This is a genomic window from Achromobacter ruhlandii (genome assembly GCF_902859695.1).
Lineage (GTDB): Bacteria > Pseudomonadota > Gammaproteobacteria > Burkholderiales > Burkholderiaceae_B > Achromobacter > Achromobacter ruhlandii.
Genome location: NZ_CADIJL010000014.1, coordinates 56053 through 77624, shown reverse-complemented (window position 1 = coordinate 77624; position 21572 = coordinate 56053). Strand labels below are relative to the sequence as shown.

23 protein-coding genes, 1 pseudogene and 1 riboswitch are annotated in these 21572 nt (G+C 68.3%); of the genes and pseudogenes, 12 read left to right on the top strand and 12 right to left on the bottom strand.

The genetic code is table 11. The features are described from left to right. Positions 1–102 precede the first annotated feature (102 nt). The gene (gene ilvB, locus HV742_RS18045; protein WP_156525640.1) at positions 103–1923 is read right to left on the bottom strand and encodes a biosynthetic-type acetolactate synthase large subunit; all 1821 of its coding nucleotides are present in this window, start codon (positions 1921–1923) and stop codon (positions 103–105) included. Positions 1924–2016: 93 nt separating this feature from the next. Between ilvB and HV742_RS18040 the strand changes: the two genes are divergently transcribed. After that, positions 2017–2487 carry an Lrp/AsnC family transcriptional regulator gene (locus HV742_RS18040; protein WP_006389474.1) on the top strand — a complete coding sequence of 157 codons (471 nt, stop codon included), beginning with the start codon at positions 2017–2019 and terminating at the stop codon, positions 2485–2487. 138 nt (positions 2488–2625) lie between these two features. On the opposite strand, the gene HV742_RS18035 is transcribed toward HV742_RS18040, so the two are convergent. Beyond that, complete coding sequence (locus HV742_RS18035) at positions 2626–3546, bottom strand: bestrophin family protein (protein ID WP_049077357.1); 921 nt, start codon at positions 3544–3546, stop codon at positions 2626–2628. A gap of 109 nt (positions 3547–3655) precedes the next feature. Between HV742_RS18035 and HV742_RS18030 the strand changes: the two genes are divergently transcribed. Further along, positions 3656–4183 carry an SET domain-containing protein gene (locus HV742_RS18030; protein ID WP_047992388.1) on the top strand — a complete coding sequence of 176 codons (528 nt, stop codon included), beginning with the start codon at positions 3656–3658 and terminating at the stop codon, positions 4181–4183. A gap of 650 nt (positions 4184–4833) precedes the next feature. Then, a riboswitch (FMN riboswitch) is annotated at positions 4834–4991 on the top strand. 108 nt (positions 4992–5099) lie between these two features. After that, on the top strand, positions 5100–5819 hold the full coding sequence (gene ribB, locus HV742_RS18025; RefSeq protein ID WP_068981151.1) for a 3,4-dihydroxy-2-butanone-4-phosphate synthase: 720 nt from the start codon (positions 5100–5102) through the stop codon (positions 5817–5819). A 117-nt stretch (positions 5820–5936) separates the two neighbouring features. On the opposite strand, the gene HV742_RS18020 is transcribed toward ribB, so the two are convergent. Beyond that, positions 5937–7145 carry an MFS transporter gene (locus HV742_RS18020; protein WP_175146046.1) on the bottom strand — a complete coding sequence of 403 codons (1209 nt, stop codon included), beginning with the start codon at positions 7143–7145 and terminating at the stop codon, positions 5937–5939. A gap of 150 nt (positions 7146–7295) precedes the next feature. Between HV742_RS18020 and HV742_RS18015 the strand changes: the two genes are divergently transcribed. Next, positions 7296–7976: a TetR/AcrR family transcriptional regulator gene (locus HV742_RS18015; RefSeq protein WP_175146045.1), complete on the top strand. Its 681-nt coding sequence runs from the start codon at positions 7296–7298 to the stop codon at positions 7974–7976. 43 nt (positions 7977–8019) lie between these two features. Here the strand turns inward: HV742_RS18015 and HV742_RS18010 are convergent, their stop codons facing one another. The 6 genes from HV742_RS18010 to HV742_RS17985 all read right to left on the bottom strand — a co-directional run bounded on the left by HV742_RS18010 (position 8020) and on the right by HV742_RS17985 (position 12571). After that, a complete protein-coding gene (locus HV742_RS18010) occupies positions 8020–8526 on the bottom strand; it encodes a nucleoside 2-deoxyribosyltransferase (RefSeq protein WP_175146044.1) in 507 nt (168 codons plus the stop codon). 4 nt (positions 8527–8530) lie between these two features. Further along, positions 8531–9100, bottom strand: coding sequence for a flavin reductase family protein (locus HV742_RS18005; protein WP_049070398.1), 570 nt, complete (start codon positions 9098–9100; stop codon positions 8531–8533). 12 nt (positions 9101–9112) lie between these two features. Beyond that, entirely contained in the window at positions 9113–9565 is a 453-nt protein-coding gene (locus HV742_RS18000) for a nuclear transport factor 2 family protein (protein WP_175146043.1), read from the bottom strand. A gap of 161 nt (positions 9566–9726) precedes the next feature. Then, a complete protein-coding gene (locus tag HV742_RS17995) occupies positions 9727–10338 on the bottom strand; it encodes an NAD(P)-dependent oxidoreductase (protein ID WP_049070395.1) in 612 nt (203 codons plus the stop codon). Positions 10339–10503: 165 nt separating this feature from the next. After that, on the bottom strand, positions 10504–11430 hold the full coding sequence (gene panE, locus HV742_RS17990) for a 2-dehydropantoate 2-reductase (protein WP_110060132.1): 927 nt from the start codon (positions 11428–11430) through the stop codon (positions 10504–10506). Positions 11431–11656: 226 nt separating this feature from the next. Continuing rightward, positions 11657–12571, bottom strand: a complete 915-nt coding sequence (locus HV742_RS17985; protein WP_054504501.1) for a VTT domain-containing protein — start codon at positions 12569–12571, stop codon at positions 11657–11659. 450 nt (positions 12572–13021) lie between these two features. On the opposite strand from HV742_RS17985, the gene HV742_RS17980 reads away from it, so the two are divergent. From HV742_RS17980 to HV742_RS17960, 5 genes are read left to right on the top strand one after another with little or no spacing between them, the layout of a single operon-like run. Then, complete coding sequence (locus HV742_RS17980) at positions 13022–14053, top strand: BMP family protein (protein ID WP_054418762.1); 1032 nt, start codon at positions 13022–13024, stop codon at positions 14051–14053. Then, the gene (locus HV742_RS17975) at positions 14050–15579 is read left to right on the top strand and encodes an ABC transporter ATP-binding protein (RefSeq protein ID WP_059268767.1); all 1530 of its coding nucleotides are present in this window, start codon (positions 14050–14052) and stop codon (positions 15577–15579) included. The genes HV742_RS17980 and HV742_RS17975 overlap by 4 nt, the downstream gene beginning before the upstream one ends. A gap of 31 nt (positions 15580–15610) precedes the next feature. Further along, positions 15611–16684 (top strand): ABC transporter permease, encoded by a 1074-nt coding sequence (locus HV742_RS17970; protein ID WP_006389488.1) that lies wholly within the window; start codon positions 15611–15613, stop codon positions 16682–16684. A 10-nt stretch (positions 16685–16694) separates the two neighbouring features. After that, on the top strand, positions 16695–17645 hold the full coding sequence (locus HV742_RS17965; protein ID WP_054418758.1) for an ABC transporter permease: 951 nt from the start codon (positions 16695–16697) through the stop codon (positions 17643–17645). Between the two features lie 16 nt (positions 17646–17661). Beyond that, complete coding sequence (locus HV742_RS17960) at positions 17662–18936, top strand: amidohydrolase family protein (RefSeq protein WP_175146042.1); 1275 nt, start codon at positions 17662–17664, stop codon at positions 18934–18936. Positions 18937–19024: 88 nt separating this feature from the next. Here HV742_RS17960 and HV742_RS17955 read toward each other — a convergent pair whose 3' ends face one another. Further along, the gene (locus HV742_RS17955) at positions 19025–19183 is read right to left on the bottom strand and encodes a hypothetical protein (protein ID WP_175146041.1); all 159 of its coding nucleotides are present in this window, start codon (positions 19181–19183) and stop codon (positions 19025–19027) included. A 101-nt stretch (positions 19184–19284) separates the two neighbouring features. On the opposite strand from HV742_RS17955, the gene HV742_RS17950 reads away from it, so the two are divergent. The 3 genes and pseudogenes from HV742_RS17950 to HV742_RS17940 all read left to right on the top strand — a co-directional run. After that, positions 19285–19647 carry a hypothetical protein gene (locus tag HV742_RS17950; RefSeq protein ID WP_049070384.1) on the top strand — a complete coding sequence of 121 codons (363 nt, stop codon included), beginning with the start codon at positions 19285–19287 and terminating at the stop codon, positions 19645–19647. After that, on the top strand, positions 19647–20279 hold the full coding sequence (locus HV742_RS17945) for an ATPase (RefSeq protein ID WP_175146040.1): 633 nt from the start codon (positions 19647–19649) through the stop codon (positions 20277–20279). Before HV742_RS17950 ends, HV742_RS17945 begins: the two co-directional genes overlap by 1 nt. 227 nt (positions 20280–20506) lie before the next feature. Then, a pseudogene (locus HV742_RS17940) lies at positions 20507–20797 on the top strand (amidohydrolase family protein); the annotation flags it as partial. An 81-nt stretch (positions 20798–20878) separates the two neighbouring features. On the opposite strand, the gene HV742_RS17935 reads toward HV742_RS17940, so the two are convergent. Together HV742_RS17935 and HV742_RS17930 are read right to left on the bottom strand one after the other, a co-directional pair. Continuing rightward, the gene (locus HV742_RS17935) at positions 20879–21133 is read right to left on the bottom strand and encodes a MafI family immunity protein (RefSeq protein ID WP_175146039.1); all 255 of its coding nucleotides are present in this window, start codon (positions 21131–21133) and stop codon (positions 20879–20881) included. A 144-nt stretch (positions 21134–21277) separates the two neighbouring features. Beyond that, complete coding sequence (locus HV742_RS17930; RefSeq protein WP_175146038.1) at positions 21278–21571, bottom strand: hypothetical protein; 294 nt, start codon at positions 21569–21571, stop codon at positions 21278–21280. Between the last annotated feature and the right edge of the window lies 1 nt (position 21572).

Sequence of the window (21572 nt, the reverse complement as noted above, 5' to 3'; positions counted from 1 at the left end):
CGCGCTGGCCGTGCGGCAAAAACGAAGGGGCCCGCAAAGGGCCCCTTCATCATTCCGGCGGTCCCGGCAGGGATGTCCGCCTGCCCGGCAATCGCCGCCGGCTCAGGTCGTCTCGTCCTGGTACCAGACGCCTTCGGCCAGCATCATCTTGTGATGGCCGTGGCCGGCCGGCATCATCGGGAAGCAGTTCTCCTGCGCCGTCACCGCCACATCGAGGAAGTAGGGGCCGTCGTGCGCCAGGCACTCGGCCAGCGCCGCGTCCAGTTGCGCCGGGTCCTCGACCCGCGCCGCGCCCCAGCCGAAGGCGCGCGCCAGCGCCACGAAGTCGGGCAGCGAGGCGTTGTAGCTGTGGCTGTAGCGGCCGCCGTGGATCAGTTCCTGCCACTGGCGCACCATGCCCATGTAGCCGTTGTTGCACAGCACGACCTTGACGGGCGCCTGGTGCTGCATGGCGGTGGAGAGTTCCTGGATGTTCATCAGCACCGAGGCGTCGCCGCTGACGCACACCACGGTCTTGTCCGGATGCGCGACCTGCGCGCCGATGGCGGCCGGCACGCCGTAGCCCATGGTGCCGGCGCCGCCGGAGGTGAGCCAGCGGTACGGCTGGTCGAAGCGCAGATACTGCGCGGCCCACATCTGGTGCTGGCCGACGTCGGTCGAGACGATGGCGTCGCGACCCGCCAGCGCCGCGTTCAGGCGCGACATCAGGTGCTGCGGCAGGATGGCGTCGGCCGCCGGGGTGTAGCCCAGGCAGTCCTGCGCGCGCCAGGCCTGCACCCGCGCCCACCACGGCGCCAGACGCGCCGGGTCCAGCGGCCCGCCCAGCTCGGCCTGCAGGGCGCGCACCAGCGGCAGGCAGTCGCCCACCAGGGCCACGTCCACGCGCACCACCTTGTTGATGGAGGCGGGGTCGATGTCGATATGGATCTTGCGCGCATGCGGGCAGAACTCGGACAGCTTGCCGGTGATGCGGTCGTCGAAGCGGGCGCCGATGCAGACCACCAGGTCGGCGTTGTGCATGGCCAGGTTGGCCTCGACCGTGCCGTGCATGCCCAGCATGCCGACGAACTGCGGATCGGAAGCCGGGAACGCCCCCAGGCCCATCAGCGTCAGGGTGCAGGGCGCGCCGCTGGCGCGCACCAGCTCGGTGAAGGCGGCGCAGGCCTCGGGGCCGGCGTTCACCAGCCCGCCGCCGCCATAGAAGATGGGGCGTTTGGCCTGGGCGATCAGCGCGGCGGCGCGGCGCACCGCCGACTGCGGCAGCTTGGGCGCCAGCTTGCCCGACTGGCGCCGCGCGCGTAGCGCCGCCAGCTTCTGCTGCGACGGGGTGTCGTCGTCGCCGTCCGCGTCGCGCGGCACGGCCAGTTGCACGTCCTTGGGGAAGTCCAGCAGCACCGGGCCGGGCCGGCCCTGGCGCGTCAGTTCGAAGGCGCGGGCGGTGACGGCGGCGACGTCGTCCACCGAGCGCACCTGGGTGTTCCACTTGGTCACGGAACGCGAGATGCCGATGGCGTCGCATTCCTGGAAGGCGTCGGTGCCGATGGCGCTGGTGGCGACCTGGCCGCTGATGCACAGCACCGGGATCGAGTCGCACATGGCGTCCAGCAGGCCCGAGGTGGTGTTGGCCATGCCGGGGCCGGAGGTCACGAACACCACGCCGGTGCGGCCGGTGGTGCGGGCGTAGCCCTCGGCGGCATGCACGGCGGCCTGTTCGTGGCGCACCAGCACGTGGCGCAGGCGCGGCTCGGCATAGAGCGCGTCATACAACGGCAGCACGGCGCCGCCGGGATAGCCGAACACGGTGTCCACGCCGTGCGCAATCAGCGTTTCCAGCAGAATCCTGGCCCCATTGGCGGGGGGAGTTTCAGGGGCGGCAAGCGCGGCGGCGACGGAGGGGTGCAGGCGATCGTTCATGCTATCCATCTTATTGGGAATTCGGAAGAATATTTATCTTCTTTTCCACGCATTGCCTGCAAACGCAGTAAATTTATCTTTGGATCGGAGGAATCAAAGAAAATGAACCTGGACAAGTTTGATTTGGCGATTCTGCGCGTGCTGCAAGAGAACGCCCGCGCCAGCCTCAACGACATCGGCGCGGCGGTCGGCCTGTCGTCCACGCCCTGTTGGAACCGCATCAAGCGCATGGAGGCCGCCGGCGTGATTCGCGGCTACACGGTCGACATCGACCCGGCCAGCCTGGGCTTCATGGACACGGTCATCGTCCACGTCACGCTGGAGAGCCACAGCGAGGAAACGCTGTATGAATTCGGGCGGGCGCTGGCGCAGATTCCGGAAGTGCTGGAAGCCTTCCTGGTGTCGGGCGACTACGACTACTACATCCGCATCGCCGTGCGCGACACCCGCGACTACGAGCGGCTGCTGCGCGAGCAGCTGTATCGCATCCCCGGCATCCGCCACAGCAAATCCTGCTTCGTATTGCGCCGCCTGAAGGAAACCATGCTGCCGCTGAACGGGCCGACGACCTGAACGAGCGCTGCCGGGCAGCGGAGCCGGCGCGCAGGAACCGTGGGCGCGCAGGTGCGCCGGGGCCGGTCAAGACAACGCATCCCGCGCCCAGACACGCGCAAGGCGCTTCGCGCCGCCTGCGCGGCGCCCCCGGCGAGGTCAGCGCAGCACGCAGTCCACCGGCTGCGCCGGCTCGGGCAGCGGCCGCACGCCCAGCCCGTCCAGCAGGTCGATCTCGATCACCCGCGCCAGCGCCGACAGCGGCAGATCGTTTTCCTCCAGGCCGAACGGATCTTCCAGCTCGTCGCCCAGCGCGTCCAGTCCGAAGAAGGTATAGGCGATGATGGTGACCGCCACCGGCATCAGGTATTCCAGCGTGCCCACCAGCCCGAACGGCAGCAGCAAGCAGAACAGCCAGGCCGTGCGATGCAGCAGCAGCGAATAGGCGAACGGCGTCGGTGTGTACTTGATGCGCTCACAGGCCGCTTGGATCGCCGCGCACTGCGCCACGCGCTGGGTCAGCGCCTGATAGAGGATGTCGGTCAATTCCCCGCGCCGCAGGCAGGCCGCCAGGTCGCGGTTGATCGCCAGCAGCAGCGCGTCGGGCACATTGCGGTTGCCGGCCAGCGTGTCCAGCTCATCCGGCTGCACCCAGGGCCGCACCGCTTCCAGCACGTCCTGGTCGCGCAGCCGCGCCGCCAGCGCATAACCGAAGCCGATGCAGCGCCGCACCAGCCTTTCCTGCACCGGATTGGCGGTGCTGGCCGCCAGCAGCACCGCGCTCTCGCGCGCCAGGCTGCGGGCCTGCACGATCAGGTCGCCCCATTGCTTGCGCGCTTCCCACCAGCGGTCGTAGCAGACGTTGTTGCGAAACCCCATGAACACCGACAGCGCCAGCCCGAACAGCGAGAACGGCACCGCCGACAGGTGCGTGGGCGAGAACCATTGGCGGTGGTACATCCACACCACCACGCACGACAGCAGCGTAATGACCAGGATGCGGCTGAAGATGCGGGGAATGATCGAACCGCGCAAAACAAAGAACAAACCCAGCGCGGAAGGACGCGGACGGACAATCATGGTGCGGGTAAACAAAGAAACGAGGCGGCGCTCACTATACGCCTGTCATCCTGTCATGAGCGCGCCGATATAATTCTGTTTCGTCTCACCGCCACACTGCCGCCACTCAATGACCTCCGAAGACACCCCCATCAAGCCCTGGTACGTCGTGCGCCGCTCCAAGCTGCACGGCAACGGCGTCTTCGCCGCCCGCAAGATTCCCGCGGGCACCCGCATCATCGAGTACGGCGGCGCCCGCATCAGCGCCAAGGAAGCCGACCGTCGCCACCCCACCAACCCCGACGATCCCTTCCACACCTTCTTCTTCGCCCTCAGCTCCGGCCGCGTCATCGACGGCGGCGACCAGGGCAACGACGCCCGCTGGATCAACCACTCCTGTGAGCCCAACTGCGAGGCCCAGGAAGGCAAGCACGGCAAGCGCGTCTACATCGTCGCGCTGCAAGACATCCCGCGCGGCACGGAACTCTCCTACGACTACGGCCTGGTCCTGGACGGCCGCATCACCAAGGCCCTGAAGGAAGGCTACAAGTGCCTCTGCGGCACCCCACCGTGCCGCGGCACCATGCTGGCGCTGCCCGAAAAGAAGAAGAAAAAGAAAAAGGCCGAAGCGCCCGCGCAAACGGAAACCACGAAGTAAGCAAGCGGCGCGGGCGCCAACAGCGCAGCCACAACGCCTGCGCTCGCCCAACACCCGGTATCCAGCCCGCCCCAAACCACGCTCGCGCCACCGCCATGCGGCCCGCGGCCGAGGCGATACCCGCCCCGCCCGAATCTACGGCCCACCCATCCCAAGACCACGCGACGCCCATCCCTAACGCCAGCCGCTGCGCCACCACGCCGGCCCAGCAGCCAACCCGGCACCGCCCCGACGCAACACACCCAAATGCCAAAGAAGGCCGCCCGCGCGGCCGCCTTTGGCGACCCCGCACCCCCCTCCGACCCAGCCCGGCTCTTGGCCAAAACGCCAAGCAAGCCACCCGCCCCCACGCCCGTGAAGTGACAACCGACCGCGCCGGGGGTGGCGGGGCTTGGGGGGAGCGGGGCGTGTAGATGCGCCCAACGGAAACCGAAGGGAGCCGAAGGCGGACGAGGTTGAGGCAGGGGCAGTCCGGAGCGAACGCTCCGGACCGCAATCGTAGCCCCGCTCCCCCCAAGCCCCGCCACCCCCGGCGCCTTAAGAACCCAATCCCACCCCCCAACCCAAAACCCCACCCGCAATAAGCATATTCAGCACCACCCCCAAGACCAGCGTAAAATCCCCGATGTCGTTAACACGACAAACAAGCAGTACGTCTTCAGGGCGGGGCGAAATTCCCCACCGGCGGTATGCCAAGCGATTTGGCGAGCCCGCGAGCGCCCGGCGTCCTTCACGGAGGACACCGGGGTCAGCAGATCTGGTGAGATGCCAGGGCCGACGGTCACAGTCCGGATGAGAGAAGATGTGCCGTCACACGCCCCCTGTCCGCGCCCCACACGCGCGGGCAATTGGTTTGCGTTCGGCTGTCGATTAGCCCTGAAACGTTTTTCGCCCACTTTTTCGCGAGAGCGTTTCAATGTCCAACGTTACCCTTACCCCGCAGTCCCCCATCCCCAGCCTGGCCGCCCAGCCCTTCGCCGCGCGCCTGCAACGCGCCCTGCATCACCTGCGCCTGGGCCGTCCCGTCATCCTCATGGATGACTTCGACCGTGAAAACGAAGCCGACCTCATCGTCGCCGCCGACAAGCTGACCGTGCCCGTCATGGCCCAGTTGATCCGCGACGGCAGTGGCATCGTCTGCCTGTGCCTGCCCGGCGAAACCCTCGACCGCCTCGACCTGGCCCCCATGGTCCAGCGCAACCAGAGCCGCTTCGCCACCGCCTTCACCGTCTCGATCGAAGCGCGCGAAGGCGTCAGCACCGGCGTGTCGGCCGTGGACCGCGTCACCACCATCCGCGCCGCCATCTCGCCCACCGCGCAGGCCGACGACATCGTCAGCCCCGGCCACGTCTTCCCGCTGCGCGCCCAGCCCGGCGGCGTGCTGACCCGCCGTGGCCACACCGAAGGCTCGGTCGACCTGGCCACGCTGGCCGGCCTGCGTCCCGCCGGCGTGCTGTGCGAACTGATGAACGCCGACGGCACCATGATGCGCGGCGCCGCGCTGGAGCGCTATGCCGCCCAGCACGGCCTGGTCGCCCTGACCATCGCCGAACTGGCCGACCACCTGCGGCAACTGCGCGACGGCCAGGCCCAGCCGGTCGATGACGAAGTGCTGGAAATGGCCGCCACGGTCTGAACGCCAACGGCGCCCGCATCGGCGGGCGCCGTCACCCTCAATCAATAAATACGCGCGACCTGGCAGCCTCGCCAACCGTCGGCGTCGGCGCGCTGCCGTTGCCTGGCGGCAATCACCCTATGGCACGGCAACGCGACCGCGCAGCGCCATCGCCACCAGCACCGCGCCCAGCGCGCACGCGCCCCCCAACGCATACACCGCGCCGTAGCCCTGCACGCCGGCCAGCCAGCCGGCAACGGGACTGGCAATGCCCAGCGCCACGTCCAGGAACGCCACATACGCCCCCATGGCCGCGCCACGGCTGGCCGGCGGCACCCGGCGCACCGCTTCCACGCCGAACGCCGGGAACGCCAGCGAATAACCCGCGCCGCTCAACAGCGCGCCGGCAAACGCCCACGCCGGCGTCGGGCCCATCCAGATCAGCCACTGGCCGGCCGCCTCGATCAGCACGCACACCAACGCCACGCGCGCGCCGCCCAGCTTGTCGGGCAGCCCGGCGAAGAACAGCCGCGCCACGATGAAGCCCACGCCGAACAGGCTGAACATCCACGCCGCGCCGTCCCAGCCGCGCTGCGCGAACAGCAGGCTGATGAAGGCGGTGATGACGCCAAATCCCACGCTGGTCAGCGCCAACCCCAGGCCCGGCAGCATCACCATGCCCAGCACGCGGTAGAACGGCGTGCGCGCGCCCCCGGCCGCCGGCACGCCGCGCTGTGGCAGCACCAGCGCCAACGCCAGCACGGGGATGAGCACCGTGGCCCAGGCGATGCCTTCGAAACCGGCCGCGCCGTACAAGCGCATGCCGGCGGGCGCGCCCAACCCGAATGCGGCGTAGATCGCCACCCCGATCCAGGCCATCACGCGGCCCGCGTTCCGCGGCCCGACGCGGCCCACGCCCCAGCTCAGCGCGCCGGTGACGATCAGGCTTTCGGCGCAGCCCATGAGGGCGCGGCCGGCCATCAACGCGGCCAGCGCCGCGCGTGGTTGCGCTGCCTGCGCGTTGGCCAGCAGGTACAGCAGCCCCGCCACCGACCCCAGCAGGAAGCCGGTGACCACCGCGCGCCTGGCGCCGCGCCGATCGGCCAGCGAACCGGACCAGGCACGCGACAGCAGCGCCGCCGCGAACTGCAGGCCGGCCACGATGCCGACCACCAGCGCCCCCTGCGCCAGCACGCCGTCGACGTACAGCGGCAGCACCGGCATGGGCAGGCCGACCATGAAAAAGCCGACGAAGACCGCCAGCGTCAGGGGCAATATCTGCATGAAAACGGGACGCGCGGTCCCGCCGGCCGCGGGCAGCGCCGTGGCCGTCGATGAAGTCGACATGAGGATTCCTTGGAAGTGGGAAACGCACCCGGTGGCCCGCTCGTCGCAATCGACGATGGCATAATCGGCCGGAGTTCGGCGCGATGCCCGTTGCGTACCGAAATTTTATGAACCGATGCTCAGGTTTGAAACTCGCTTTCCCCGAACCCAATGACATCCATCCCGCAGCCCCGTAAATCGCCGCGCCAGCAACGTTCACAGCAAACCGTCGACATCATTTTGCAAGCGACAGCTCGCGTTCTGGCCGAGCACGGCTACGCCGGCACCAACACCAACCGCATCGCCGAGACCGCCGGCGTCAGCGTCGGTTCGCTGTACCAGTACTTCCCCAACAAGAACGCGCTGATCGCGGCCCTGCACGACCGCCACGACCAGCAGATGCTGGCGCTGATCGACGAGGTGCTGGACGGCAACCCCGCGGCCACGCTGCGCGAAAGGGTCGCTGCCATCGTTGCCGCGTCGCTGCGCGCGCACCTGCTGGAGCCGGCGCTGCACCGCGTGCTGGAGCGCGAATTCCCGCTCTTTGACCAGCCGCGCGACCACAGCCGCGCCGACCAGGACATCCACCGCCGCATGCGCCACCTGCTGGAGCTGCATCGCGAAGAAATCGCGCAGCAGGATCGCGAGCTGGCGACCTACGTGGTGTTGCGCATCATGGAGTCGCTGGTGCACGCGGTGGCGCTGGAGCCGCCGGCCGGGTTCGATCCGCGGCAACTGGAACGGGCGGTGGTGGACGCGGTGATGGGATACCTGGGCACGCCGACCGCCAGCGTCAAGGCCCGGGCCAATCGCGCCACGGCCCGCAAGCCAGGCCGCGCCGGCGAGGCCTGAAGCCGGGGATGACGGCGGGCGCCAACGGGCCGCCGCTGGCGCGCTAACCGCGCGCCATGTGCGCCATGTGCGCCAGACAGTCGGCCGCGTCGCCCACCACGATGCGGGCGCTGCACGCCAGCATCAGGTTCAGGTTCAAGCCGAAGTCCTCCACCGTGTAGCCCTGCGCGTCCACCGCGCGCGCCGCATCGTCGGCGGCCACGCCCACGGCGACCTGCTCACGCACGCTGCCGGCCTGCGACGTATAGCCCCACACCGGCTTGCCCAACGCGATGGCGTAGCCGACCTCGAAGGCCGTGCCCGAATCGGGTTCGGCGCCACGGAACGGGTTGAGGTTGGCCATCACCAGGTCGGCGCGCTGGATCATCGCCGCGTTGGCCTGGTAGATCCATTGCGCCAGCGCGGCGCCGGACAGACCGGCCGGCGGCGTGTTGTCGAGCGGGTAGAGCCCCTCGAAGCCATGCGCGGCCGCCAGCGTCTTGAGCCGCTCGCCGTGCGCCACCGCGTCGGGCAGGAACACGTCGAAGCCGGCAAGGTAGACGCGGCGCATGGGCTTACTCCGGATCGGCAACCGAGAACGCTTCGCCGGTGGCGAAGAACGAACCGCCCGCGACGTAATGCACCGAGCGGCGCGCGTCGTCATTGAAGTGCCAGCGGTTGCCGGAGAACACGTCGGGCGCGGCCCAGGCGGCCACCACCTCGCCGATGAACAGGTCGTAGGCCTGCTGGTTATGCGGCTCGGGCACCACCTTGCATTCGAGCCAGCCGAGGCAGCCTTCGATCAGCGGCGCGCCGATCTTGCTGGCGGCGAAGGTGGCCAGGCCGCTGGCCTTGAACTTGTCTTCGTCGCGCCCCGAATGCGAGCCAACCTGCAGGGTGGCCTGGGCCTGCGCGCGCGAGGGGATGCACAGCGCGAATTCGCCGGAAGCCTCGATCAGCGTGCGCGTGTGGGTATTCTTGTCCACCACCACCAGCATCTTGGGCGGGCTGAAATCCAGCGGCATGGCCCAGGCCGCGGCCATGACGTTGCGCTCGGCGCCATGGGCGCTGGTGACCAGCACGGTGGGGCCGTGGTTCAGCAGCAGGTAGGCGCGTGGCAGGTCGACGGGTTCGATGGCGGACATGGTTTACCGGTCTCAGAACATGCCGTTCTTGTTGGCGGGATTTTCCGGGATTTCCTGGCTGACGTCCCAGTGCTCGACGATCTTGCCGTTCTCGACCCGGAAGATGTCGACCACGGCCTGGCCGCGGTCTTCGGGCGATTCGCGCCACAGGTTGTGGATCATCACCAGGTCGCCCTCGGCGATGACGCGCTTGATGTCGACCGTGGCCTGCGGATGCTGCTCGAAGTAGTGCGGGAAGAAATCCACCATCGGCTCGACGCCGTCGCGCATGTAGGGGTTGTGCTGGATGTAGTTCTTGCCGACATACAGGCGCACCGCCTCGTCGATCTCGCGGTCCTGGAACATCATGCGGAAAAACGCCAACACGATGTCCTTGTTGGACTGCGGCGAGGCGGCCTGTACCGGCGCCACACAGCTGGCGGCCAGCAACAGGCAAAGGGCCAACGATTTGAACTTCATGCTCATACTGACTACTCGGGGATCGTGACGCCGGCTGGCGGTTTGCCAGTTTACAAACAAAACCGGCCGATTCGACCCTGCCGCCATTGCGGCTTTCGCCTGAAAAACGACGCGGCCCCTTGGGTCCAAGGAGCCGCGTCAGGCGATCCGGGGGGAAGCGGACGGAATCAGTAGCCCACGGTGAAGCGGCGGCGCGAGTGCTTGGGCGTCTCGATCTCGTCGGCCAGGGCGATGGCGTAGTCTTCCATCGAGATCCAGCTCTTGCCGCCGGCATCGACCAGCAGGCTGTCATCGCCAAGGCGGAAGGCGCCGGTGCGCTCGCCCGGCTCGAACAGCGCCGACGGCGACAGGAAGGTCCAGTTCAGCACCTTTTCCTGGCGCAAGGCGTCCAGGAACACCACGCCGGCGCGCGCCTCGGGCTTGTAGGCGTCAGGGAATTCCGGGGTGTCGATCAGCATCTTGCCGGGCGCCACTTCCAGGCTGCCGGCGCCGCCGACCACCAGCAGGCGCGGCACGCCGGCGTCCTTCACGGCCGCCAGCAGCGGCTTGGCGTCGGCGGACACGAAGCGCGAGGCGCTGACCACGGCGTCATGGCCCTTGAGCAGGGGCGTCAGCGCCTGCGGGTCGGTGGCGTCGCCCTGCTGGACGGTCAGGCCGGGCTGGGCGTTGACGTCGCCCAGGTTGCGGGCAATGCCCGTGACCTGGTGGCCGCGCTTGAGCAGCTCGTCCGCCACGCGCGAGCCGACGCGGCCCGTGATTCCGATCAATGCGATTTTCATGGTGTTGCTCCTGGTAGGTGGGCCCCGGACGATGGCCGCGACAGGCGGCGCTGGACGGTCCGGAGCACGGGCAAACCCATACTATTCGGCCGGATCGGATCCCGGAACCCACGGGCACGGAAGAGTTTTTTGCAATCCATGCACCAATGAGCCCGGGCCACGCCGTCAGGCCGCGGCGCGCTGCGCCTGGTAGACCTGCAAATGCGCGTAGGCCGTGCGCAGCGTGGTGGCATCCACCCCCAGCGTGCGCGCGCGCCGCACCATGTCGCCGACGATGTGGTCGGCCTCGACCGGCAGGCCCTGGCGCAGGTCGCGGAACATCGAGGCGGTCATGGCCTGGGACGGATCGGTCAGGATCTTGAGCGCGTTGGCGTCGGCCTCGGGCCGCACCGCGTGGCCGCTGGCGGCGGCAACCGCCTGCGATTCGCGCAGCAGGCCGCGCACGATGTCGGCGCCGTCGTCGGTGGCGGCGATCTGGCCGACCGTGCCGCGCATCAGGCAGGTGGCGGCGGCCAGCGTCGTCAGGAACACGTATTTTTCCCAGATGTCCTGGTAGATGTCTTCGCTCAGGCGGCTGACGTATTCGCCGCCGGCCAGGGCCTCTGCCAGTGCCTCGCAGCGGGCGCTGCGGGCCGGGCCGGCGCGTTCGCCGAAGACGATGCTGGCGTGCTTGCCCAGGTGGATCACCTGCCCTTCGGGGCCGAGCGTGGCGTTGATCTGGCACAGGCCGCCCAGCACGCGGTGCGGTTCGAATTCGCGGTCCAGCACGTCGTACTGCAGCACGCCGTTCATGATGGGCAGCACCGCGGTGTCGGGGCCCACGGCGGGGCGGATGGCGTCGATGGCGCTTTGCAGGTCATAGGCCTTGCAGCTGAGCACCACCACGTCGTAGAAGCCCTTCAGCGTGTCGGCGGTGGCCAATTGCGGCTGCAGCGTGGCGTCGCCGAACGGGCTTTCGATGCGCAGGCCCTGCTCGCGCAGGCGCGCGGCGCGGGCCTCGCGCACCAGGAAGGTCACGTCCGCGCCCGCCTGGGCGGCGCGGCCGCCGAAATAGCCGCCGGTTCCACCGGCGCCCAAGAACAACAACTTCATGCCTGTCTCCCTGGCCCGTCAAAGGCGCGGGCCGATGGAGCCATTATGCGCCCGTGGCGGCGCCGGGCGCGGACCGAAACCGCGCGGGCGCCCATGGCCCGGACAGACGCCGGCGCGGCCCGCCAAGGGCCCGCATCCAGGTGGGTGGAGGTAGAGGGGAACGATCGCGGGCGGAGCGCCCGCGTGACCTGCGACTGGCTGCCGCCGTCACGCCCCCGGCACGATGTCAGGCCGGGTGCGCGTGGCGCGCCCAGGCTTCGTACCCGCCGCGCAGCGCCCAGGTCTTGGGGTAGCCGGCGGCGCGCAGGCGCGCGGCCAGCATCGCGGCCGAAACCTCGTTGGGGCAGGCGCAATAGACCACGATATCGGCCTCCTCGCTGCCGGCTTCAAGCGCCGGCAGCGGCGCGCGCAGGTCAACGGCGATGGCGCCGGGGATGCGGTCTTCCTCGCGCACCGCCTCGGGGCGCACGTCGAACACCAGCGCCTGGCGGCCGTCCTGGCGCCACTGCATCAGCTCGTCCACCGACAGCCGCGGAATCACGCGCAAGTGGCGCTTGAGAACCCAGCGCCGCAGGGCGCGGGCGATGATGTACAGCGCCAGCACCGCCGCCAGCAGGGCCAGCCCCATGGGGCCGTAAGTGCCCAGCACGTCCAGCACGTCGTTGACCACGCCGTGGAACAGCCCGCCCAGCAGCAGGGCCGAGCCCGCCCAGATCATGGCGCCCACCAGGTCATAGGCCAGGAAACGGCGGTACGGCGTGCCGGTCAGGCCGGCCATCACGGTGGACAGGGCGCCGGCGCCGGGCAGGAACTTGCAGACCAGCAGGGCGCGCACGCCGATGCGCAGATACAGGCGCTGGGTCTGGCGGATGCAGGAGTCCTGCGACAGCGACATCCTGCAGATCACACCCAGCAGGCGCGAGCCGTAGCGCTGGCCGGCCGCGTACCAGAGCGAGTCGGCCAGCAGACAGGCGACAGTGGCCGCCAGCCACGGCACCAGCCAGCCGGCCGCGCCGGCCAGGGCGCCGGCGGCGATCAGCATGGGATAGGCGGGCACGGGCAGGCCCGCCTGCTCGACCAGCACGTTGGCGAAGACGAGCCAGCCGCCGTACTGCTCGAGCAGCAATTGAATGTCTTGCATGATGGATTCCGGCTTGCCGCGCACGGGCGCGGCGCTATGCGGGGAATTTTAGGCCCGCGGCCGCGCCGATGGCCGCATGGCGATAGGCCTCCAGGGCCTTTCGGGCCCATTTCAGCCGCAACAGGCTGTTCCACGCCGAAAAGTGTCCACGCACCGCAACGGTGCGCACCATGCTGGTGCCACGCTTGGCCGCCAGGGTGCCTATAATCGCGCCCGGCCATCAGGATTCCCCCGACTTGTCGCGGGAATGCCGCATGGCATACAACTTGCTTCGCCAGGACTGGCCGCGAACCCGCCCATTCGGATGGGGCGCGCCGCCCCGGCGCTCCCCCATCCGATGACCGATCCCACGCCCTCGACCCCGCCCGCCCACGCGTGCCGCACCGCGACGCCCGGACATCGCCGCCATTCCTCCCATTCCCTTTCCATCCCCGCGAAGGAGACTTGCGCATGAAATCCCTTTCCCTCCCGGCCGCCGGCGGCATCGCCCGCCGTGGCCTGCTGAAGCTGGCCGCGGCCGCCGCCGGCGCGCTGCTGCTGTCGGCTGGCGCCCAGGCCCAGGCGCCCGCCAAGACCAAGGTTGCCGCCATCTACACGGTGCCGGTGGAACAGCAATGGGTGTCGCGCATCCACAAGGCGCTGACCGCCGCGCGCGACCGGGGTGAAATCGAATACACGTTCTCGGAAAACGTCACCAACGCCGACTACGAGCGCGTCATGCGCCAGTACGCCGAGCAGGGCAACAAGCTGGTGGTGGGCGAGGCCTTCGCGGTCGAGGCCGCCGCCCGCAAGGTGGCCAAGGACTACCCGCAGACCGCCTTCCTGATGGGTTCGTCGGGCAAACCGCAGCAGCCCAACTTCTCGGTGTTCGACAACTACATCCAGGAACCGGCCTACCTGACCGGCATGATCGCCGCCGGCATGAGCAAGACCGGCAAGATCGGCCTGGTGGGCGGCTACCCCATCCCCGAAGTGAACCGCCTGATGCAGGCCTTCATCGAGGGCGCCAAGGAAATCAACCCCAAGACCGAATTCACCGTGACCTTCATCGGTTCGTGGTTCGATCCCCCGAAGGCCAAGGAAGCCGCCTTCGCCATGATCGACAAGGGCGCGGACGTGCTGTACGCCGAGCGCTTCGGCGTGTCGGACGCCGCCAAGGAACGCGGCAAGCTGGCCATCGGCAACGTCATCGACACCCAGCCGCAGTATCCCGAGACCGTGGTGGCCTCGGCGCTGTGGAGCATGGAGCCGACCATCGACGAGGCGCTCAAGCAGGTCAAGGCCGGCACCTTCAAGGCCGCCGACTTCGGCCAATACTCGCTGATGAAATACAAGGGTTCGTCGCTGGCGCCTCTGGGCACCTTCGAAAGCAAGATCCCCGCTGACCTGATCGCCAAGGTGCAGGCCAAGCAGAAGGCCATCCTGGACGGCAGCTTCAGCGTGCAGGTCAACGACAAAGAACCCAAGTCGTCGGCACGATGAATCAAGCGCCTCTCGCCCTGCGGCTGGCAGGGATCACCAAACGCTTCGGCAGCCTGACGGCCAATGACGATGTCTCGCTGACGCTGGCGCAAGGCGAAGTGCTGGCCCTGCTGGGCGAGAACGGCGCCGGCAAATCGACCCTGGTGTCGATCCTGTTCGGCCACTACGTGGCCGACGCCGGCAGTATCGAAGTCTTCGGCCAACCCTTGCCGCCGGGCCGGCCCGACGCCGCGCTGGCGGCGGGGGTCGGCATGGTGCACCAGCACTTCACGCTGGCCGACAACCTGACCGTGCTGGACAACATCATGGTCGGCACCGAGTCGCTGTGGAAGCTGGCCTCGGGCCGCGGCCAGGCGCGCCGCCGCCTGGTGGAACTGGGCCAGCGCTTCGGCCTGGGGGTGGATCCGGACGCGCGCGTCGGCAGCCTGTCGGTGGGCGAGAAGCAGCGCGTCGAGATCCTCAAGGCGCTGTACCGCGGCGCCAAGGTGCTGATCCTGGACGAGCCCACCGCCGTCCTCACGCCGCAGGAAGTGCAGGACCTGTTCGCCACGCTGCGCGGCTTCGTCGACGAGGGCCTGGCCGTCATCTTCATTTCGCACAAGCTGGACGAGGTCATGGCCGTGTCGCGCCGCGTCGCGGTGCTGCGCCAGGGCAAGCTGGTGGCCGAGCGCGACACCGCCGCCACCACGCCGGCCGAACTGGCCGAGCTGATGGTGGGCCGCAAGGTCGCCATGCCGCACGCCGAAGCCATGGCGGCGGCCGGCCAGGCCGCGCCGGTGGTGACGCTGTCGCAGGTCACCGTGCGCGACCCGCGCGGCGGCGCGCCGCGCCTGGACAGCCTGGACCTGGTGGTGCACAAGCATGAGATCGTGGCCATCGCCGGCGTCGCCGGCAACGGCCAGCAGGCGCTCGTGTCGGTGCTGACCGGCCTGCGCCAGCCCGCCGACGGCACCATCCGCCTGGGCCCCGAACACGCGGCCGCGCCCACCACGCCGGCCGGCTGGACCGCCGCGCACGTGGGCCGCATTCCCGAGGATCGCCACGGCGAAGGCATGATCGGCGACAGCCCGCTGTGGGAAAACGCCATCGTCGAAGACCTGAAGGACCCGCGCTTCTCGCGCTTCGGGCTGATCCGCGCCAAGGCCGGCCGCGCCTACGCGGCGGCGCTGGCCAAGCAGTTCGACGTGCGCGCCGCCTCGCTGGATGTGCGCACCCGCAGCCTGTCGGGCGGCAACATGCAGAAGCTGATCCTGGGCCGCACCCTGGCGCGCGAACCGCGCTTCATCGTCGCCGACCAGCCCACCTGGGGCCTGGACATCGGCGCGGTGGCCTACGTGCGCGAACAGTTGCTGGCCGCGCGCCGGCGCGGCGCCGGCATCCTGCTGGTGTCGGAAGACCTGGAAGAGATCTTCGCGCTGGCCGACCGCATCGCGGTGCTGTGCGGCGGCAAGCTGGTCGCCGACAAGCCGGTCGCGCAATGGACGCCCGCCACCGTCGGGCTGGCCATGACGGGCACGCGCGCCTGACGCCGTGCCCCCTCTACTGAGCATTTCTCGAATGAAACTGATCCTGGAACGCCGCCCCGAGCCCAGCCGCGCCGCGCTGGCCCTGGCCCCGATCGCGGCCATCCTCTTTACGCTGGCGGTGTGCACGCTGCTGGTGGCCTGGGCCGGCGCGCCGGTGGGCCGCACCTACGCGCTGCTGTTCGAAGGCGCGTTCGGCTCCAAATTCGCGCTGTCCGAAACCCTGACGCGCGCCACGCCGCTGATGCTGACCGGCCTGGCCTGCGCCGTGGCCTTTCGCGCGCGCTTCTACAACATCGGCGCCGAAGGCCAGTTGTACCTGGGCGCGCTGGCCGCCGTGGCGGTGGGCGGCCTGCATGACGGCACCGGCTTCGACCTGCCCCTGCCGGCGCTATTCGGCGGCATGATGCTGGCGGCGGCGCTGGCCGGCGCCTTGCTGCTGCTGATCCCGGCGCTGCTCAAGACGCGCCTGGGCGTGGACGAAGTGGTGACCACGCTGCTGGGCAACTTCATCGTGCTGCTGTTCGTCTCGATGATGCTGGACGGCCCCATGAAAGACCCGATGGCGATGGGCTGGCCGCAATCGGTGGCGCTCAATCCCGACCTGGAGCTGGGCAAGCTGATCGAGCGCACCCGCGCCCACACTGGCCTGCTGTGGGCCGCCGGCCTGGCGCTGGGCCTGTGGCTGCTGAACCGCTACACGGTGTTCGGCTTCCAGATGCGCGCGGTCGGCGCCAACGCCCACGCCTCGCGCTTCCTGGGCCTGCCGGTCAACCGCGTGATGCTGGGCACGGCCATGCTGTCGGGCGCGCTGGCCGGACTGGCCGGCGCCATCGAGGTGGCCGGCCGCACCGGCTACGTCACGCTCGACATGTCGCCGGGCTACGGCTACACCGGCGTGGTGGTGGCCATGCTGGCCGGCCTGCACCCGCTGGGCGTGATCCTGGCCAGCATCTTCGTGGCCGGCATGCTGGTGGGCGCGGACAGCATGAGCCGCGCCATCGCGGTGCCGAACTACATCGCCGACGTCATCGTCGCCACGTCGTTGCTCGCCATGCTGGTCGCGACGCTGTTCGCGCAGTACCGCCTGCGCCGCAACCGGGCTTGAGGAGCACGCCATGGAATGGATGGACCTGTTGAGTTCCGCGGCCTTCTGGGTCGCGGTGTTGCGGCTGGCGACGCCGCTGATCCTGGGCACGCTGGGCGTGCTGCTGTGCGAGCGCGCCGGGGTATTGAACCTGGGCATCGAAGGCATCATGGCCGCCGGCGCCTTCACCGGCTGGCTGGTGGTGTACCTGGGCGCGCCGCTGTACGTGGGCGTGCTGGCCGCCGCGCTGGCGGGCGCCGTGTTCGGCCTGCTGCACGCGGTGCTGACGGTGCCGCTGGGCCTGTCGCAGCACGTCTCGGGCCTGGGCGTGACGCTGCTGGCCACCAGCCTGAGCTACTTCGCGTACCGCGTCACGTTTCCCAGCGTGAACACGCCGCCCACCATCACGCCGTTCGCCGAAATGAAATTCCTGGACGGCATTCCGCTGATCGGCCCGGTGCTGGCCGGGCAGACGCCGATGACGCTGCTGGCGCTGGCCGCGGTGCCGATCCTGGCGTGGGTGCTGAACCGCACCCCGGTGGGCCTGGCGATCCGCATGGTGGGCGAGAACCCCGCCGCCGCCGAGGGCCAGGGCCTGTCGGTAACGAAACTGCGGATGGGCGCCATCGTCGCCGGCTCGGCGCTGATGGGCGTGGCCGGCAGCTTCCTCACGCTGGCGGCCTTCAACGCCTTCTTCTTCAACATGGTCAACGGCCGTGGCTGGGTCTGCGTGGCGCTGGTGGTGTTCGCCTCGTGGCGGCCCGGCAAGGCGCTGCTGGGCGCGTTGATCTTCGCCTTCTTCGACGCGCTGCAGCTGCGGCTGCAGCAGGGCGGGGCGGCGCTGCCGGGGCTGCCCGAGCTGCCCTATCAGGTCTACCTGATGCTGCCCTATATTCTGTCCATCCTGGCCCTGGTGGTGATGGCGCGCCGCGCCGCCTACCCGCAGGCCCTGATGAAGCCCTACCGCAAGGGCGAACGGTGATCCACAAGGTTTGACTATGCTCGATCTGATCCTCAAGAACTGCACGCTGCCGGACGGCCGCCAGCACATCGACATCGGCGTGGCCCAGGGCCGCATCGTGGCGCTCGAACCGGCGCTGAAGGCCGAGGCCGCGCAGACCGTCGACGCCGCCGGCCAACTGGTGACTTCGCCGTTCGTCGACGCCCACTTCCACATGGACTCGACCCTGTCGTTCGGCCTGCCGCGCGTGAACCAATCGGGCACGCTGCTCGAAGGCATCGCGCTGTGGGGTGAACTCAAGCCGCTGCTGACGCAGGAAGCGCTGGTCGAGCGCGCGCTGGCCTATTGCGACTGGGCGGTGGCGCGCGGCCTGCTGGCGATCCGCTCGCACGTCGACGTGTGCGACCCGCGCCTGCTGGCGGTGGAAGCGCTGCTGCACGTGCGCGAGCAGGTCAAGCCGTACCTGGACCTGCAACTGGTCGCCTTCCCGCAGGACGGCGTGCTGCGCGCGCCGGGCGCGCTCGATAACCTGAAGCGCGCGCTGGACATGGGCGTGGACGTGGTCGGCGGCATTCCGCACTTCGAGCGCACCATGCAGGACGGCGCCGAATCGGTGCGCATCCTGTGCGAACTGGCGGCCGAGCGCGGCCTGCGCGTGGACATGCACTGCGACGAAAGCGACGACCCGCTGTCGCGCCACATCGAGACGCTGGCCTATCACACGCAGCGCCTGGGCCTGCAGGGCCGCGTCACGGGCTCGCACCTGACCTCGATGCACTCGATGGACAACTACTACGTGTCCAAGCTGATTCCGCTGATGCGCGAGGCCGGCGTGTCGGCCATCGCCAACCCGCTCATCAACATCACGCTGCAGGGCCGTCACGACACCTACCCGAAGCGCCGCGGCATGACCCGCGTGCCCGAGCTGCTGGCCGCCGGCGTGCCGGTGGCCTTCGGCCACGACTGCGTGATGGACCCCTGGTACAGCCTGGGTTCGGGCGACATGCTGGAAGTGGCGCACATGGGGCTGCACGTGGCGCAGATGACCGGGCAGGACGCCATGCGCGCCTGTTTCCAGGCCGTCACGGCCACGCCGGCGAAGATCCTGGGCCTGGACGAGACTGGGCTGGAAGTGGGCAAGCGCGCCGATATGGTGCTGCTGCAGGCCCGCGACCCGGTCGAGGCGCTGCGCCTGCGCGCAACGCGCCTCATGGTGCTGCGCGCCGGGGAGGTCGTGGCGACGACGCCGCCGGCCACGGCGACCTTGAACCTGCCGGGGCGGCCGGGGCAGGTGAGTTTTCAGGTGCGCTGAGGATGTAGGGGGACTGGCCCATGGCGGCTTCGGCTTTGTGCTGTCCCCCTCCGAATGGAACAGCGACCAACCGACGGAAGCCTTTGCGTCAGAACAGGCCCGCGGCGTTGACGTGGGGGGCACCGGTCTTCTCTGCCATGGTGCGCAAACCCGACACGCTCAAGACGATGTCTTCGCTCACTGCAATCAATCGCGACATGGTGACGCGGCGCGGTTTATCCGGCCCCATATAAGAAAGGGTCGGCATGAGCGGTCCAAGAGGGCAATTAATGATAAAAGGCCAAAAAGGGTAAAATTGACCAAGAGGCCATCAAGGCCGATTCGAAAGCCCTCGTTGGGAGAACGATCATGGCTGCTTCCGCATTGCTCGCTGAACCTATCGCCCGCCTGCCGGCGAAGCCTGCTTCGGCAGTCAAGAAGGACGGCTGGCGGGGTGTCGTCCGCAGTCTTGCCGCCGCCGAAGGAAAGCTCGTCGTCACGAACCACGATGAGCCGGAGGCCGTGATCATGACGGTGGCCGAGTACACGCGCATCATAGACGCGCTGAACGCTGCCCAGGCCGCCGTGCCGGACCCGGTCGAAGAACTGCGCCGCAGCTTCGATCAACGACTTGCCGCGCTGTCCGCCCCCGACGCGGCTGAGCGCCTGCGAAGCGTTATGCGCAACCCAGGCCCGTTGGCTGGTCGAGTTAAGGCCGGCTCCACGTTTTGATGGAACGCCCAATTCTGTATGTGCTGGCGGGAGTGAATGGCGCCGGCAAAAGCTCAGTGGGCGGCCATATCCTGACTCAGGCCGGCATGGCCTGGTTCAACCCTGACACCTTCGCTCGTGAGCTTGTACAGCGCTTGGGCCGGTCCCAAGATCAGGCCAATGCGGAAGCGTGGGCGGAAGGGGTGCGGCGGCTGGACGCGGCAGTCGCGGCGGGCGGGTCGTTCGCCTTCGAAACCACCCTGGGCGGCCAGACCATCGTGGAAAAGCTCATCGCCGCGGCGTCGACCCACGATGTGCTGGTCTGGTACTGCGGCCTGCGCGACGCCGAGCACCATATTGCGCGTGTGCAGGCCCGGGTGGCGCGCGGTGGCCACGACATCCCCGAAGAACGCATCCGCGAGCGCTGCAAGACGTCCTACCGCAATCTGCTGAAATTGATGCCGCACCTGGTCAGTCTGCGGGTCTACGACAACAGCGTGGACGTGGAGCCTGGCGAGGCCGTACCTGAGCCGGCTCTGGCCCTCTACGTGGACGATGGCCAGGTGCTCTATCCCACTTCGCTAGGGGAGATGCGGGACACGCCCGATTGGGCGAAGCCGCTCGTTGAGGCCTCGTTGTCGGCCAGCGAGTAGTGCGGCCTGAACGCAGCGCAGACATAAGGGGAACAGGGGCGTAAACGGACACGGGACCGGCCCGGACCCAGGCGTGGATCAGGTCGAGGCGGCCGCGTGCAGGGGCGCCGATTGCTCAACGTGTAATTGCGCGCTCAACTTATCCAACGTCCCCCGCTACTAGCGATGGGAACGGGTCCGATAGGCCGGGCGGCACGCCGTGCCATTCCGTCAGCAGGCGCAATAGCGGACGAATCGTGGCGCAGATGACCGGGCAGGACGCCATGCGCGCCTGTTTCCAGGCCGTCACGGCCACGCCGGCGAAGATCCTGGGCCTGGACGAGACCGGGCTGGAAGTGGGCAAGCGCGCCGATATGGTGCTGCTGCAGGCCCGCGACCCGGTCGAGGCGCTGCGCCTGCGCGCCACGCGCCTGATGGTGCTGCGCGCCGGGGTGGTCGTGGCGACAACGCCGCCGGCCACGGCGACGTTGAACCTGCCGGGGCGGCCGGGGCAGGTGAGTTTTCAGGTGCGCGCGTGAGCGGGGGGCTGGTCGGCGCAGTCTGACTCAAGCTGACTGACCTCTGCGAAACACCCGGGAGGTTCATTTCGCACCGATGGCTCAATAGGAGCCATCTCGTGAAACTCCCGTAAAAGACCTCAACTCCTGCAACTCACTAACCTCTATACCCATATCCTTCGCAAACACCGCGAGCTGCTCTTTGATTTTCAGTGGAATAGCTATATCGAACTCCGCCAATTGAGAGCAGAGTAGTTCCAAAGCTATTCCTGCCTCCCCGTGCACAAGCAGCTCTCTGACATTTCTTTCTGTATCGGGGACAAGATATTGCGAAATCTCGTCCAGAACAGCTTGCATTCTTTTTTCCAATTCACTCATCGCGGGGACCTCTATTTTTGACCTGCGGTAACAATCCCCTCACGTCCGCTTCAGTTGGCTATCTGCACCGGCATACGACTCTACCGACCTCCGATAACCCCGGAAGTCGCTCGCTACCAACTATCAACTCTTTAAGCGCCTTAAAAACTCGGCCATCGCTATTGGATCACGCTCAGCCAAATCATCGATCAAGCCTTCCGCAGCCCAGTGCAAAATCATGTCCGACCCGTCCCCATCTTTGCAGAGGATAAGATCACTTGATAAGGAAGAGTCAACGATCTTGACATCCTTATCACCGAGTGCCATCAAACCACCGTAACCCTCATAGGGAATGACCCAATAAAATCTTTCACTATTAATCCAATACACTCCATATACCTGCACCGGCTCTTCGCGTCCTAGCTCTTTAATAATCATT

What these genes read in the sequence shown, in the direction of transcription:
- ilvB (WP_156525640.1), bottom strand. Translation starts at nt 1,923, where the DNA reads ATGGATAGCATGAACGATCGCCTGCACCCCTCCGTCGCCGCCGCGCTT.
- HV742_RS18040 (WP_006389474.1), top strand. Translation starts at nt 2,017, where the DNA reads ATGAACCTGGACAAGTTTGATTTGGCGATTCTGCGCGTGCTGCAAGAG.
- HV742_RS18035 (WP_049077357.1), bottom strand. Translation starts at nt 3,546, where the DNA reads ATGATTGTCCGTCCGCGTCCTTCCGCGCTGGGTTTGTTCTTTGTTTTG.
- HV742_RS18030 (WP_047992388.1), top strand. Translation starts at nt 3,656, where the DNA reads ATGACCTCCGAAGACACCCCCATCAAGCCCTGGTACGTCGTGCGCCGC.
- ribB (WP_068981151.1), top strand. Translation starts at nt 5,100, where the DNA reads ATGTCCAACGTTACCCTTACCCCGCAGTCCCCCATCCCCAGCCTGGCC.
- HV742_RS18020 (WP_175146046.1), bottom strand. Translation starts at nt 7,145, where the DNA reads ATGTCGACTTCATCGACGGCCACGGCGCTGCCCGCGGCCGGCGGGACC.
- HV742_RS18015 (WP_175146045.1), top strand. Translation starts at nt 7,296, where the DNA reads ATGACATCCATCCCGCAGCCCCGTAAATCGCCGCGCCAGCAACGTTCA.
- HV742_RS18010 (WP_175146044.1), bottom strand. Translation starts at nt 8,526, where the DNA reads ATGCGCCGCGTCTACCTTGCCGGCTTCGACGTGTTCCTGCCCGACGCG.
- HV742_RS18005 (WP_049070398.1), bottom strand. Translation starts at nt 9,100, where the DNA reads ATGTCCGCCATCGAACCCGTCGACCTGCCACGCGCCTACCTGCTGCTG.
- HV742_RS18000 (WP_175146043.1), bottom strand. Translation starts at nt 9,565, where the DNA reads ATGAGCATGAAGTTCAAATCGTTGGCCCTTTGCCTGTTGCTGGCCGCC.
- HV742_RS17995 (WP_049070395.1), bottom strand. Translation starts at nt 10,338, where the DNA reads ATGAAAATCGCATTGATCGGAATCACGGGCCGCGTCGGCTCGCGCGTG.
- panE (WP_110060132.1), bottom strand. Translation starts at nt 11,430, where the DNA reads ATGAAGTTGTTGTTCTTGGGCGCCGGTGGAACCGGCGGCTATTTCGGC.
- HV742_RS17985 (WP_054504501.1), bottom strand. Translation starts at nt 12,571, where the DNA reads ATGCAAGACATTCAATTGCTGCTCGAGCAGTACGGCGGCTGGCTCGTC.
- HV742_RS17980 (WP_054418762.1), top strand. Translation starts at nt 13,022, where the DNA reads ATGAAATCCCTTTCCCTCCCGGCCGCCGGCGGCATCGCCCGCCGTGGC.
- HV742_RS17975 (WP_059268767.1), top strand. Translation starts at nt 14,050, where the DNA reads ATGAATCAAGCGCCTCTCGCCCTGCGGCTGGCAGGGATCACCAAACGC.
- HV742_RS17970 (WP_006389488.1), top strand. Translation starts at nt 15,611, where the DNA reads ATGAAACTGATCCTGGAACGCCGCCCCGAGCCCAGCCGCGCCGCGCTG.
- HV742_RS17965 (WP_054418758.1), top strand. Translation starts at nt 16,695, where the DNA reads ATGGAATGGATGGACCTGTTGAGTTCCGCGGCCTTCTGGGTCGCGGTG.
- HV742_RS17960 (WP_175146042.1), top strand. Translation starts at nt 17,662, where the DNA reads ATGCTCGATCTGATCCTCAAGAACTGCACGCTGCCGGACGGCCGCCAG.
- HV742_RS17955 (WP_175146041.1), bottom strand. Translation starts at nt 19,183, where the DNA reads ATGCCGACCCTTTCTTATATGGGGCCGGATAAACCGCGCCGCGTCACC.
- HV742_RS17950 (WP_049070384.1), top strand. Translation starts at nt 19,285, where the DNA reads ATGGCTGCTTCCGCATTGCTCGCTGAACCTATCGCCCGCCTGCCGGCG.
- HV742_RS17945 (WP_175146040.1), top strand. Translation starts at nt 19,647, where the DNA reads ATGGAACGCCCAATTCTGTATGTGCTGGCGGGAGTGAATGGCGCCGGC.
- HV742_RS17935 (WP_175146039.1), bottom strand. Translation starts at nt 21,133, where the DNA reads ATGCAAGCTGTTCTGGACGAGATTTCGCAATATCTTGTCCCCGATACA.
- HV742_RS17930 (WP_175146038.1), bottom strand. Translation starts at nt 21,571, where the DNA reads ATGATTATTAAAGAGCTAGGACGCGAAGAGCCGGTGCAGGTATATGGA.